The following is a 13,756-nucleotide window of genomic DNA, read 5'->3' as shown; positions in this document are numbered from 1 at the left end:
TATCAGAGCTAACATTTTTCAAATGTCAGCTCCGATACTGGCTAAAGTCCATTAAAAAAAGCCGGGAAAGAAAAATGCGCTGCACGCGCTTTCCCTTCCCGGCCTATCCCGGAGATAGAGAGATTCGAACTCTCGCGCCGGTTTCCCGACCTACCGCATTTCGAGTGCGGACCCTTCAACCACTTGGGTATATCTCCTGATTTTTTGTAAAAAAAACGGCGAGACAGTCTCGCCATTCCTTCACAATGCCGGCGACCGGGGTCGAACCGGTATGGGATTTTTGTCCCGCAGGATTTTAAGTCCTGTGCGTCTACCTATTCCGCCACGCCGGCGTTTCAAGTTTCCCTGAAAACGTCGCATTGTTTTGCAACAGTACGATAATACAGAATGTTCCTCTGCTTGTCAATACGGGGGCAGTAAAAATTCAAAAAAGTTTGGAAGATTTGAAGAGTTAATGCCCAAACCAAGTTCCACAACGGGATTAACTTCGAGAATTGCTTTAGAAGCTTTAGACGGCCTTTAGGCAAAATAGTCGTAGGCTAAACGTTTGGTTCCATCTCCTACGATAACCTCCCCGCAATATTGAAAACCAAAACGCTGAATTGCCCTTTGCATGACCTGATTGTTCTCATGGGTATCGATTCTAAGGTAGGGATGCTCTTCCTTACAAAACTGAAAGCACAGCTGGGCAAGACCGGGGATTTTCCCGGAGGAAACCACCCGATGAATGACACCATAGGCTTCATTCCTATGCCAAGCTCCTTTATAGATTTCTTTGTAATTCGGCTCTTCTCCCACATGAAAATGAAAGGCCAGCTCAATCTCCTCGTCCTCCGCCACATAGAAATAGCCCTCTTGGATATCCTTTCGAATCAAATTCTCCGGAGGGTTATTCTTTCCCCACTGGGTGGGATTCCCGTTTTTCGCCATAAATTCTCTGGCCTTTTCGTATAAAGGCATAATCTGCTGTAAATCTTCCGGTTTGGCTTTTCGAATCTGTAGCATAACGGTCATCCTCCTAATCTCTTTAAAGCTTCTTTGGAAAGTATCTTTGAAAAGCTTCTTTGATAAATTCCTGTTGACACCCTCTTTAAAAAGCCCCCCTGGGTCTTATGTCTAAACTTATATAGTAACGGTTTTCAGCACAAAATAATCACTAAATTTTCTGTCAAAACTTATTTGTTTTCCACAAAGACTGTCTTTTTTTCTCTCATTATGACTTTTTCTTCCCTTCAGGCAAAGGAGAACAGCATATCCTTACGTTTTCCCCTATATACTCCACATTCGGATAATATCCGTAAGTGGATATTATCCGAATGTGGAGTATAGGAGATTTCTAAGGCTAACGCTATAATCCTTTTCAGGAGGTGGATATGCCTTATCTCAAACACCATTTTCTTTATCTTTTTCTACTCTATGCAGCCATCAAGGATTTACAAGAACGGAAAATCCCCAAAGTCTATTTTATACTTTTTCCCTCATTCTTTTTCTTCCTTCTTGCTTTCCCCTTTGAAGCCGCAGATCTGAAAAAATCCCTTATTACCCTTATCTACTGGATTCTAAGTCTTTTCGTAAGCTATCCCCTCTTTTATTTCACCGCCGCCGGAGGAGCAGACTGGAAACTATGCTCCCTTCTTATCCCCCTTTTACCCTTGGAAGAAAGTCTTCCTCTTCTCCTCCTGGCATCCCTTTTCTCTTTCTTTCTATTTTTCTTTTGTCATATAGAAGACATTCCTTACGCTTTTTCTCTCTTTCTCGGCTACACCCCGATTATGCTGATGAAAGGATAAATTCTCAATTCCCACAGAAAGGATATTCGTCATGGAAAAAATTCTTGCCATCTACGATGAAGATGCCCTGTATTGCAAGCGCCTTAGCCTTTATCTTCGACAAAACACCAAGCTCCCCTTCCAAATCTATCCGATTCTTAACAAAGAAAGCCTGGAAAGCTTCTCCAAGAAAAAGGAGGTGGATCTTCTGCTTCTTTCCGAAAAGAATGCGAAAAACCTTCATTTTTCTCCAAAATCCCACAAAACCCTTTATCTTTCCGAAGAAAATCTGCTTACGAAGCAACGGAAGGAGAATTGTATCTACAAATACCAGTCCGGAGACCAAATTATGCGGGAAATTCTGGTGCAATACGGAGAGTTGGAGCTTTTAGCGGAAGGCGGCCAGCATCGTGCGGATGTGTTTCTGGTTTACAGTCCCCTTGGTCGTTTGGGAAAAACCACATTTTCCAAAGCCTTGGCCAAGGAACTGGGAAAGAATAGAAAGACGCTCTATCTCAGTCTGGAAGAGTCCGCTTTTTCTTCAAAGGATCAGGAAAAGGAGAAGGAATGTTTGACGGAAGCCCTATATCACTTTAAGGAAAATCATTTGACCCCGATGATTTTGCGAGCCCTTTCCTATGCAAAGGATAACTATGTCACCATTCATCCAGTTCGAAGTCCGGAGGATATCAGCAGTGTCTCTCAAAGAGACCTTTCTCTTTTCTTGGAAAAAATCGCGGAAGAGGCCGGTGCCGATGCATTGGTTGTTGATACCGACAGCAGTATGAGTCGTTATCTGGAATGTTTCACCCTTGCCAGAAAAGTCTTTCTTCCGGTTTTGGAGGATCGAAAAAGCAAGGCTAAGCTTTCCGTTCTTCAACAATACTTGGAGAAAAATGCAGGAGAAGGCGTAGCGGAAAAATTCATCCAATGCAATCTCCCCGCTCTAACGGAAGAAAGCGCCGCCTCCCCTGCTTTGGAACAATACTGTCGGGAACTTTTATTACGACAGGTATACGAAGAAGAGCAGATGGAAGCGGAGCAATACCGAAAAATGGCTTTATAAGCCTTTAATCGAAATAAATATCGAGATGTTTATCGAGATAAAGATAGTTATCAGAATCATAATGTGATGTGAGTCTTAATTTGAATCTTAATGTGAATCTTAATATAAGCCTTAATGCGAATCTTAATGCGAACCGTAAGGTAAATCGGAAAGGAGCTTAAAGTGCTGGCCCTGGATCAGGTAAAACAAGAAATCAAAAAAGAGCTTTTGCTGGATTTGGAAGAAAAACAAGTCAGTGACAGCCATTTGTATCAGGAAATCGACTCCGCCCTTTTAAGCCGAAAGGATCTGGCTTTACGGGAAAAACTCTACTTAAGAAGCGCGGTTTTTGACAGCTTTCGAAGGCTGGATCTACTTTCCGAACTATTGGATGACGGTACGGTCAGTGAAATCATGATAAACGGTCCAAAAGAAATCTTTGTGGAAAGAAAGGGGCGAATGGAGCGCTGGCAGGGCTCCTTTCAAAGTGAAGAACAGCTTGCGGATTTGATTCAACAGATTGTTTCCCGAATCAATCGTGCGGTAAATACCAAAAGCCCCATTGTAGATGCCCGCTTAGAAGATGGCTCCCGTGTTCATGTGGTGCTTCCCCCCATTGCACTAAAGGGACCTACGGTCACAATACGAAAATTTCCGGAGCCTATCACCATGAAAAAGTTAATTCAACTGGAAAGTCTCACGGAGGAAGCAAGTCATTTTCTGCAGTCTCTGGTTCGTTCCTCTTATAACATTTTCATTTCCGGCGGTACCAACAGTGGAAAGACCACTTTCTTAAACGCACTTTCTCAGTACATCCCTAAGGAGGAGCGAATTATTACCATCGAAGATAGCGCGGAGCTACAGATTCAATCCGTGGAAAACCTGGTTTCTTTAGAAACCAGAAACGCCAATGCGGAGGGAGAAGGCGCCGTCAGTATCTCCGATTTAATTAAAGCCTCCCTCAGAATGAGCCCGAACCGTATTATTGTTGGAGAGGTTAGAGGAAAGGAATGTCTGGATATGTTAAACGCCATGAACACCGGTCACGACGGCAGCATTTCCACCGGTCACGCCAATTCCTCTACGGATATGTTAAAGCGAATGGAAACCATGGTGTTGCAGGGTGCGGATCTTCCTCTCCCATCCATTAGAAACATGATTGCCTCCGCCATTGAAATTATGGTTCATCTTGGGAGAACCAAGGATCACAAACGGCGGGTTTTGGAAATATCGGAAGTAATGGGGATTGAAAATGGAGAAGTTAAACTCAAAAAACTATATCAATACAATGGCAAAATTCTTGAAAAGCTGTCGGATCTCCATAACGAAGACAAACTCCGTAGTCGATTATAGAGAGTACATCATTTATCTTCCGGAATACCTCTTCCTATGGGTCAAGTTCCTATTGCTCCTTCTCCTCTTCTCTTATGCCTTTTATCAGCATATTCTCTTCTTTTTGCTTCTGCTTCCCTTCAGTTTTTTCTATCCTTTTCTCCAAAGAGATAAATTAAGAAAGAAGCGACAGGAGGTATTGGTTTCCCAATTTAAAGAAATGCTTTCCATCCTCAGTGCCTATCTGAGTGCCGGGTATTCTTTGGAAAATGCTCTATTCGCCTGCATCCCGGATCTGGAAAATCTTCTGGGGAAGAAGTGCTATATGGTGGAGGAGCTGAAGCAAATCAAACGCTCCCTTTCCATGAATCGCCCTTTGGAAGAAGCTCTTTCCCAATTTGCTCTTCGTTCCGGTGTTGATGATATCCATAATTTCTCGGAAATCTTCCTGGTGGCAAAGCGTTCCGGAGGAGATCTGATTCAGATTATTCAGCAAAGCAGTACGATTATTCGGGATAAACTGACCATTACCGAAGAAATTATCACTCTCAATGCTTCCAGACGATTCGAGCAAAAGATCATGAACGGTGTACCTTTCTTTATGATTTTTTATCTAAATGCCAGCTCTCCCGAATTTTTCCGGATTCTTTATTCCAGTCTTATGGGAAGAGTTGTAATGAGCTTCTGTCTCTGTATATATCTTCTGGCCATTTACCTCTCCCAAAAGATTATTGCCATCCCCGTATAAGGCTTATCAGATGGAATCTATTGTCACCAAAAAAGGACTATCTATGAACCCCTACACTATAAAGCAAGAACTCAAAAAATTATGGTTTCGTATTCCGGGCTCTAAAACAGAACTACTGAAAAAGCAAATCCTTATTCTGATTGTCTCCCTTCTTCTTGCTGCACTCCTCTTCATGCAGGGAACAGAGCAACAATTCCTCCTCCCCGGAAATCAAATTCAAAGAGAGCCTATAGGAGGGGTAGAGAAAAAAATTCCCCTCAATGTTACGGGAATTTCAGGAAAGAAAAAGGAAGAAATCTATGTCACGGTATCTCCAAGACTCTATAGCAAGGAAGAAGCGGATAAAGCTTTTGCGAAGCTGCAAGAAAAAATGGAAAGCTTGATTCTCAGCGAGGAAGACAGCTTTGACGGCATCTCCGGAAACATACAGCTCAAAAAAATCTTTAGCCCGGAAAATATCAAAGCCACCTGGAGTTTTCGTCCGGAAAGCTTATGGACGAATCAGAAGGAAACTCCCCTTCAAGATAACGATAAAAGCTACACAAAGTATAGAGATATTTTAGAAGACTCAGGGCAAGTCCATCATGAATATCTGGAAAAAAACCAGATTCTTACAGGAACATTGGAAGTAGTTCTCAGCGCCAATATTCATCCTGAAGAGGAGATGGAAGGGGATGAAATCAGCAGTTTCTTTAATGAAAATAATGAAATCACCTACAACTCTCCCACCTATTCCTATGCCCTTCGTATTTTACCCTTAAAGCTAAGTGAAACCGAGTCCTTGGAAATGGCCCTTCAAAATACATTACAGTACAGTAATGAGCATACCCGCTCCAGGGATAAACTGCTTTTGCCCAAGGAAATTATGGGCCATCACATTCATTTTTCCGAAAAAAAGAATTTTCGCTATCTTTTGATTCCGGTTCTGGGACTTTTTGCCTGCTTTCTTCTCCCTTTGCAAGCTTTAGAGCAACAGAAAACTCGTCAAAAAGCCCGACTGTCCTCTCTGACTCTGGATTATGCAGAATTGGTTTCCAAGTTGGTAGTTTATCTTGGAGCAGGACTGGCGATACGAAACAGCTTTTCAGAAATTGCCAAGCACTACAACTATCTGGTGAAAAATTGTCATCAGGAATCCCACCCCTTATATGAGGAGTTAAATACTCTCTTAAACCAGCTGGCAAGCAATGTGGGGGAAGGAGAGGCCTATCTGAATTTTTCGAAAAGAATTGCTTTAAAGCCCTACGGTAAACTCATCAGTCTCATAGAACAGAACCGGAAAAATGGCAGCAAGGATCTTTCTCGTCAACTCCATATGGAAATGGAGGAGGCTTTTTCCGTACGAAAACATATGGCAAAGCGTCTGGGAGAGGAGGCCGGAACCAAGCTTCTGCTTCCTTTGATATTGCAGCTCTTTGTCATCATGCTGATGATTCTGTATCCGGCTATGCAATCCCTACACTAAAAAGACGAAGAGAGTTCTTGGAAAACAGCAAGCATTCTCTTTGCCCATACATTCACTCGGCAATCATGCCGCACACAAAAGGAGGTTACGATGTACAAATACGCATTAGAAGATGCCCATTATGCAGTGGACGCCTGGCTTTTTTCCAGAATAGAACAATGCAGGAAAAAACGAAGGGATTTGCTTAATGGTGATGAGGCCATCGGCACCATTGAGCTGGTCCTCATTATGGTGGTCTTAATCGGTTTAGTCATTATCTTCAAAGCCAAAATTGTTAAAGTCTTGGAAGCCATTATGAAGAAAATTGAAGATCAAAGTAACGGTATTTAAAGCGTTTTCTTTACACTTCTCTTTTTGGAAAGGAAGAGTTTATGGCGAAAAAACAATTCTCCGCATCGATTACGGTATTTCTTTCCCTAATCTTTGTTCTGGTAGCTGCGCTGGTGCTTACCATTGCGGAATCTGCCAGAACAATTTCTCAAAAATTATATATGCAAACCGCCTTAAACAGTGCCATGGAATCCCTTTTTTCGGAATTTCATAGGCCTCTTTGGGAAAACTACCGTATATACGCCCTGGAATATCGAGATGATAAGCTGCTGCAAGAAGAGCTGGAGGGCTTCACCTCCCTTTATACAGAAGCCAAGGATCTCTTTCCATGCAAGGTGGAGAAGGAAGACTTTCTCTTTCCAAATCGGGGAATCCTTTGCGCAGACCATTATTTTGAAGAAGAAGTGCTGGAATACATGCCGGCACTTCTGGCAAAGGATGCCATAGAGTTTTTAGGAGAGAAGAAAGAAGACGCGGAAGCTCTTGCTTCTCTGGAGGATTTTCAAAAGAAAGAAAAAGAATCCAAAAGTATAGAAGAATTACAAAAAAAATATTCCCTAAGCCATCGAGATATTGAAGCCTTGGAAGGACTGATTGAGACAATCGATATGGAGTGCAAAGCTTGTGCAACACAGCATAAAAACGCCGCAAAAGCACTTTCTGCCCACAATCCGGGAGCTTTTTATTCTTCCTGTGCAGGCTTTACTGCCGGGCTGGAAAGAATTCAGCAAACTGTTCCAAGGTACCAATCCACTGCCGATTCTCTTCGGGAAAAAGTAGCCGAGTTACGGCAACACTTTGAAGAAGAAAAGCTGAATTTGGAAGAAGACGGCATTGCCGCTATAGAGGCCGAATTAAGCAGCTATGACCAATATTTGGATGCGGAGGGCAGCATAAGGCAAAACATTGAAGCTCTTCCGCCAAAGTGTGACAGCTTAAAAGCGCAGGCAGAAACGGTGAAGCAAGAAGTAAAAGACTTTGAGGAATGGTTGGAGGAAGAACGAGAAGCCAGAAGGGAAAATGAAGACGAGGAGGACGATGATGAAGAAGACTTATCCCAAGAAATTCAAGACTTTTATCATTCCGCAGAAGCAGAATGGAACAGCTTTTCCCTTCCGGCCTACAGCGGACAGGTCACAAAAATCAACAAGCAAAATAGAAAGGCCTTGGAAAACCTTAGAAACCTGGGTAAGAAAAAGCTCTTGGAATATCTCCTTCCCGAGGGAGTGCCCTGTCCAAGTGATGATGAAAAATACGCCGTCCCTCCCGGATTTTCTACAAACTCCAAGGCCAATCCCTTACAGGTGGGGCTTTTGGGAGAATACTCTTTACGGTACTTCCATTCCTATCATAAAAAGGATGACGATAAGTCCATTCCCTATAGCGGAGCAAACGGCATGGAGGTGGAGTATCTTATCCACCAAAAAAAGAGCGACTATGCAAACCTTTCGGCACAGGTCCTGTCTCTTCTAGCTTTCCGAGAAGCTATGAACTTTATCTATATCATGAAAAGTCCGGAGATGCGGGAGGAAGCCAAAGCCTTTGTCACAGCCTTTCTCGCCGTTACTTTAAACCCCATCGTGATAGAGGTCTTTACCCTCTTCGTCATCGGTATTTGGGCCTTTGCCCAATCTCTAATCGATGTCAGACAGCTTTTGGATGAAAAACGGGTTCCTCTTATGCATAGTGAAGAAAGCTGGCGGCTCTCTCTATCTCATTTGCTTACTTTCAACATAAACGAAGAAGGTGGAGACGAAAATCAGGGAACGCACGGGCTATCCTATCAAGATTATTGCAGAGCCTTTCTTTTTGCCTCCGGCTGTTTGTCCCAAAGCAAAGTCAATGACAGAATGCTGTATTGCATGGAGAAGAATATCCAAAGCACCGTATCAGAAAAGGAAAGTCAATTTCAATTAGATCATTGCCTGTATTTTCTTTCCACAGACGCCGGAATTAAGTCTAAACACAGCCTCTACCATAAAGGCTTTTTGGAAAGTCTTGGACTTCGCCCGGAAGAGCGATACCAATTCACCCTTCATTCCGACTATAAATACAAAAATCTCAGCCATTAAACATTCCAAATGCAGAATATCACGCCGGCGGCAAAGGATCTAAACAAGCTATATAGCCTTTTCTTTATAGCGAACAGCAAGAGGAGGATTTATGAAAGCCCAAAACAATTTTCTTCCCTTTCGAAAACAAAAACTGTGTAGAGAAAAAGTGGATAAGAGAAAGGAGCACTTCTCCTCCTTCTTTCAAAAGAATCTTCTTGCCTCTCTGACGATAGAAGCAGCCTTTTCCTTAAGTCTTTTTCTTTTTGCCATCATCATTCTGATGACTCCCCTTTTTATCTTGAACCGGGAAATCCGTATCAGCCGAGAAATGGAGAAGAACGCCAGAATCCTATGTATGGCCAAATATCTGGAACACTATGGATTGAAAAAAACGGATATCGCGGATATAGAGCACATTGATCAGATTCTGGAAATTTCGGAAACCGCAGTGGAAGACATTCTCCTCCCGAATACTATTCCCACGGAGGGAATGGAAAACATTCAAAGCTTTCGCTCCCATATTACCGAAGAAGATATTTATCTGAATTTACAGTACGACGAACCCATACCCTTCGGACTTCTTCAAAAGAAGAATATGAGGCAGGAAATCGTTGCCCATAGAAGAGCCTGGATTGGCAGCAAAGGCGCCCGTTGGGAAAAAGAAGAAAATGAAGAAGAAGAGGATGAGGAGGAAATGGTCTACGTGATAGAGGGGCCTTCCAAGGTCTATCACCTGTCTTCGGATTGCACTTATATTTCCAATGACTTTCTAAGCTGCAGCGCCAGAAGAATCGACGGTACAAACGCAAAATACGGTGGAAAATTCTGCCCCTGCAAAGCCTGCCATCCGGATCCAAACAGTCCTGTAGTGTACTACACCGAAGCCGGAAGAAGATATCACAGCAATACCGACTGCCCGGCCATGCGTTCCAGCGTCCATAAGATTCCGCTCAAGCAGGCTTTGGCGGAGGGCAGACATCCCTGTCCCAGATGCGGTACATAAGACTTAAATAAATCGAAAAACTTGTACAGAAACAGGAGGAAAGAGTATGGCGGAACCACAGTTTTTTACTATCAGCAAAGGAATTCTTTTTCTCCTGTTCTTTGCTTTCACCCTCTTTTTCGACTGTCGAAAGCAAAGAATACCCTCTATGATTTTTTTGCTATTTGGGGGAATCTTGCTCATCCATAGCATTTTCTTTAGGAAGATTTATTATGCTTTCTTTTCTTCCTTATCCATGGAGGAATTCCCCTTGATCCTTCTCCCTACTCTTTTCGCTTTTTTTCTTCTTCTCCTTTCCAAGTGGAGCAGAGAAGCCATAGGCTACGGGGATAGTTTATTTATTCTGCTTTCCTCTTTTTATTGTAATGCCTATCATTTCTTCTTTTTGATTATTACCGCCTTCTCTTGCTCCACCATAGTATCCATGTTTTTGTTTTGTTCCTGCAAGCTGAAAAAGAAAAATCCTAAAAACTGCCGTTTTCCCTTCCTTCCCTGTTTTCTCCCCGGAGTACTGTATTTGCTTGGTATTTCCTTTTTCTAAACAAAAGGGAAAAGGATAATCTGTGCTTCGAAATAATTGATTATACATACACTAGAAAGGAATCCCTATGCATACCATTGAAACCACTGTTCTCTTAGGTATTTGTTTTTTATGCCTGGTAATCCTTTTACAAGAAAATATTCAACTGCATGAACGTATACGGGAGAAAGCACAGGCAGCCTATCGCGAAGAAGTAGAAAGCCATAGTCTGGAAAAACCCAAGGACTATTTTAAGGTAGAGCTCTATACTCGCTTCTTTTCCGTTGCTGAGGATTTACTTATACGAAAAAAAGACGAAAGCTCTCAAGCAGAAGGAAAGGAAGACGCGAAGAATGCCGATAACAATCCGGAAAAGACAGAAAATCAAGAACTCCCATAGCCTTTAATTCACAAGTGCTCCTAAATAGATTCCCATAAAAGCGCAGATAGAGAAAGGAACATCCATGTCAAACTACAGTCCTCAATTTAAAAATGACTTTCAACACAGCTTTATGTATCTTCATAGCGTTCCTCAAGAGGAAAATCATGAGCAAAAAATTCTTCGGCAATGCCAAATTCCGGGAACCTTATCCTTTCGCCTGCTGGAGGAAGAAGGGGAGAATTTCTTACAGTATGATTTCTCTCCCTATCAAAGAGCCTGTTTGTATTTTTCTCAAAGGAAAATACGACTGCAGCACCTTAGTGCACTTTTTTCCTCTCTACAGAATGCCCTACGAAATATGGAGGAATATCTTCTCTCTCCTTCTCTCCTATCTATTGACTGGGCAGAAATCTTTTATGATGTGGAAAATCAGCATTTTCTCTTTCCTCTTATTCCCTTCAAAGAAGAATATCCGGAGGAAGGCTTGTCTGCTCTTTTGGAGCAGATATTGGAAAATATTGATGAAGAAGAGGAAGCTGTAGTATTGGCAGCTTTTTTACTGTATCAAGAGCAAAAACACGGCGGTTTGCAATTATCCCGCATCCTGCAAATCCTTCATATTCAAGAGCAGAAGCAGCTTGTTCCAAAATCGGAAGAAAAGGCAATAAGTCTCTCCAATGCCATTCAGAAAAGTCCCCACCCGTCTTCCCAAGCTTTTTCCGTTGAAAAAGCATCATCCCGAGTCTTCCCTAAGCCTCTAGGTGAAAAAACAACAACTGGTCAATTCCCTGAAGATTCCGGAAAGAATTATACGGAATTGGATTTATGCCAATGCTCCACCTCTTCCTTCCAAAAACAGGAGCAGGAAACACCTGAGTTTACTACACAATCCGCTGTAGATTGCAATCATTTTCAAGAAGAGCATTCCTATACGGATGTAGCAAATACCATTCCGAAGAAAAAGGGCTTCCTGGCATTTCTTCACTTGCCTTCTTCTATTGCTTCTCCTGCTTCTTCGCCTGCCTCTGCGCCTGCTTCTTCTCCTGTTTCTTCCCCTGTTTCTTTCCCTGTTTCTTCTCCTGCTTCTTCCCTTGCAGACCGTGAACAAAAGAAAAGAAAAAAGGAAGGCAGAAAGAAAATGCTGCTGGGCATCTTCCTTATGCTCTTCCTTCCTTTAGCTCTATTCTATTTCAAGGGCTCCGGTTTTCTATTCCATTATCTTCCCTTTGTTATTCTGCTGGAGCTGGCTCTTCTTCTGTATACAGCTCTGGATTATCTAATTCTGCTTCTTTCTTCCCCTGGAAATGAAGATAAGCAAAAATGCAAAACATCGGGATAATACAAAGATAAGACATTACATTAATAAATCCATTGATTAAATCTGTATCTAAAAATGGAGGCAGGGTTCCACTTAAATTGTTTACGCCATGAGCCAGTACTGTGAAAAACAAGGATCTGCTTTTCTTCATGAAATAACCGAGGGCTATACCGGTCATAGCGGTATACACTGCCTGAATGAAGCTTCCGTGCCATACGCCGAACATCACACCGGAAAGCACGGCAGGGAACCAAAGAATATCTGTTACCTCTTCAAAGCTGCTAAAAATAATACCACGGAATAAAATCTCTTCTACCAGCGGTCCCACAACCACGATGGCTAAAAAAGTCCAGATAAAGGGTCCCTGATCCAAATCATCGTAAAGTGTGGAGAAAGCCTCTGATTCTTTTCCTAAAAAGGAGATATTATTTCCCACAAACTCTGCAAAATTCAACCAGATGGTTGCCAATCCTCCTACACCAAATCCAATGACAATGGCAAAGAGAATATTTTGCCAAAGCGGTAAACTTACTTCTGCCTTTTTTCTTGGAAAGACCTTGCGATAAAACAGGTAACAGATCACCGACAAAACCACCGCTGTGGTTGCATCGATAAAGCTGGCACTGGTATCGATAAATGACTCACTTACGGCAAATAAGTCAAATGCTTTATGAATAATGAAGATTACAACATCTCCAATGCGGTCATAAACAAATAATACAAGTAACGGCAGAAATAAAAACAGTACTTTCCTTTTGTCCATCAAATTCTCCATTGTTTCTCCTTCTCTACTTTTCCTTTTTACTTTTTGAACAATACTTTTTCGACATTTTTTTCGTAAAGAATAAGTATTTTATTCCAGCACAACCGTTTTTCCGATTTTAACGGTATTTCTCTGTTCCTTTGCCGTGTATAACATCCGATCCGCTAGTGGCATAAGATTCCGTACGATGGACTGTTCATAATAGCCCCCAATACTTAAGGTAATATGTAAATCCGGATATTCTTTGAAGCATAGCTGCTCCACCTTTTTACGGATACGCTGAAGCTTTCTGCGGAAAGCCTCCTCTGTGATTTTGGAAAAGCAAAGAATGAATTCATCTCCCCCATAGCGAATCAGTTGGTCCGAGCTTCGAACACAGGATTGAATCAAATCCGCAGAAGATCTCAAAGCCAAATCCCCCACTACGTGACCATAGCCGTCATTTATATCTTTAAAATGATCAATATCAATCATGGCCAGAGCTTGATACTGCTTTTCCTGTACCCTTTCATCATAAAATCTTCTATTCCAGGCCTTGGTAAGACTATCGGCGTAGATTGCCATATCCAGATGAGCTATCTTTTCAATCACTCCGCCGGTTCCGGAAACCCCCATTAAAGCAGATTCTTCCATGGAAGACACCATTTCAATAACATAAGGCACTCCTTCAATTTCCGTATATTGAGCAATCACAAAATAGATATCATCATCAATAAATTCAAACTTCTCTGCCCGGCCCTTGGTAGACATGGCTTTAGCAACAATACAAAATCTACAATCTCCTCTACGATTCCATCGTGCATCACAAACCGAATGTAGTTCCTCTACGCGGTTTGGGTAAAGCTTTACCACCTTTTTGTTCCGCGGGTTAACAATACTGACGGCATGAAATGCGGATGCTAATTCTTTAAGCCGTAACGTAATGGTGTCATAATCCAGATTTAACCATGAATCTGCCCTGTCACTCATTCTTTATCCTTTCTTAAAACTTTCCCCTACTCTGTTCCCCTATATCTAAACTGGTACT

At 42.2% G+C, this 13,756-nt stretch carries 14 protein-coding genes and 2 tRNA genes; 11 read left to right on the top strand and 5 right to left on the bottom strand.

Features of this window, described 5'->3' with window-relative positions; genetic code table 11:
- Positions 1–109: 109 nt before the first annotated feature.
- From RDQ32_RS05125 to RDQ32_RS05115, 3 genes are all read right to left on the bottom strand, one after another.
- A tRNA-Ser gene (locus RDQ32_RS05125) sits at positions 110–197 on the bottom strand.
- A gap of 49 nt (positions 198–246) precedes the next feature.
- Positions 247–332 (bottom strand) — tRNA-Leu (locus tag RDQ32_RS05120).
- 187 nt (positions 333–519) lie between these two features.
- On the bottom strand, positions 520–1,005 hold the full coding sequence (locus RDQ32_RS05115) for an N-acetyltransferase (RefSeq protein WP_308579364.1): 486 nt from the start codon (positions 1,003–1,005) through the stop codon (positions 520–522).
- A 368-nt stretch (positions 1,006–1,373) separates the two neighbouring features.
- Between RDQ32_RS05115 and RDQ32_RS05110 the strand changes: the two genes are divergently transcribed.
- From RDQ32_RS05110 to RDQ32_RS05060, 11 genes are all read left to right on the top strand, one after another.
- Positions 1,374–1,790, top strand: a complete 417-nt coding sequence (locus tag RDQ32_RS05110) for a prepilin peptidase (RefSeq protein WP_304069245.1) — start codon at positions 1,374–1,376, stop codon at positions 1,788–1,790.
- A 31-nt stretch (positions 1,791–1,821) separates the two neighbouring features.
- Complete coding sequence (locus RDQ32_RS05105; RefSeq protein ID WP_308579363.1) at positions 1,822–2,835, top strand: AAA family ATPase; 1,014 nt, start codon at positions 1,822–1,824, stop codon at positions 2,833–2,835.
- 162 nt (positions 2,836–2,997) lie between these two features.
- Complete coding sequence (locus RDQ32_RS05100) at positions 2,998–4,167, top strand: CpaF family protein (RefSeq protein WP_183683857.1); 1,170 nt, start codon at positions 2,998–3,000, stop codon at positions 4,165–4,167.
- 178 nt (positions 4,168–4,345) lie between these two features.
- Positions 4,346–4,894 (top strand): type II secretion system F family protein, encoded by a 549-nt coding sequence (locus tag RDQ32_RS05095; protein WP_308579362.1) that lies wholly within the window; start codon positions 4,346–4,348, stop codon positions 4,892–4,894.
- Positions 4,895–4,937: 43 nt separating this feature from the next.
- Positions 4,938–6,359: a hypothetical protein gene (locus RDQ32_RS05090; RefSeq protein WP_308579361.1), complete on the top strand. Its 1,422-nt coding sequence runs from the start codon at positions 4,938–4,940 to the stop codon at positions 6,357–6,359.
- Positions 6,360–6,449: 90 nt separating this feature from the next.
- A complete protein-coding gene (locus tag RDQ32_RS05085; RefSeq protein WP_007157695.1) occupies positions 6,450–6,689 on the top strand; it encodes a Flp1 family type IVb pilin in 240 nt (79 codons plus the stop codon).
- 41 nt (positions 6,690–6,730) lie between these two features.
- Positions 6,731–8,761, top strand: coding sequence for a DUF5702 domain-containing protein (locus RDQ32_RS05080; protein WP_308579360.1), 2,031 nt, complete (start codon positions 6,731–6,733; stop codon positions 8,759–8,761).
- Positions 8,762–8,852: 91 nt separating this feature from the next.
- Complete coding sequence (locus RDQ32_RS05075) at positions 8,853–9,746, top strand: hypothetical protein (RefSeq protein WP_308579359.1); 894 nt, start codon at positions 8,853–8,855, stop codon at positions 9,744–9,746.
- A gap of 46 nt (positions 9,747–9,792) precedes the next feature.
- Positions 9,793–10,287: a hypothetical protein gene (locus RDQ32_RS05070; RefSeq protein ID WP_308579358.1), complete on the top strand. Its 495-nt coding sequence runs from the start codon at positions 9,793–9,795 to the stop codon at positions 10,285–10,287.
- 67 nt (positions 10,288–10,354) lie between these two features.
- Positions 10,355–10,666 carry a hypothetical protein gene (locus tag RDQ32_RS05065; protein WP_308579357.1) on the top strand — a complete coding sequence of 104 codons (312 nt, stop codon included), beginning with the start codon at positions 10,355–10,357 and terminating at the stop codon, positions 10,664–10,666.
- Positions 10,667–10,730: 64 nt separating this feature from the next.
- Positions 10,731–11,987 carry a DUF6382 domain-containing protein gene (locus RDQ32_RS05060; RefSeq protein WP_308579356.1) on the top strand — a complete coding sequence of 419 codons (1,257 nt, stop codon included), beginning with the start codon at positions 10,731–10,733 and terminating at the stop codon, positions 11,985–11,987.
- Here the strand turns inward: RDQ32_RS05060 and RDQ32_RS05055 are convergent.
- Together RDQ32_RS05055 and RDQ32_RS05050 are read right to left on the bottom strand one after the other, a co-directional pair.
- Entirely contained in the window at positions 11,878–12,741 is an 864-nt protein-coding gene (locus RDQ32_RS05055) for a type II CAAX endopeptidase family protein (RefSeq protein ID WP_308579355.1), read from the bottom strand. The genes RDQ32_RS05060 and RDQ32_RS05055 overlap by 110 nt on opposite strands.
- A gap of 78 nt (positions 12,742–12,819) precedes the next feature.
- Entirely contained in the window at positions 12,820–13,698 is an 879-nt protein-coding gene (locus tag RDQ32_RS05050) for a GGDEF domain-containing protein (protein ID WP_308579354.1), read from the bottom strand.
- Positions 13,699–13,756 lie beyond the last annotated feature (58 nt).

Source organism: uncultured Oribacterium sp., assembly GCF_902481605.1.
GTDB classification, from domain to species: domain Bacteria; phylum Bacillota; class Clostridia; order Lachnospirales; family Lachnospiraceae; genus Oribacterium; species Oribacterium sinus.
Note: the sequence above shows the minus strand (reverse complement) of the source record. Positions and strands in the feature narration are given on the sequence as shown.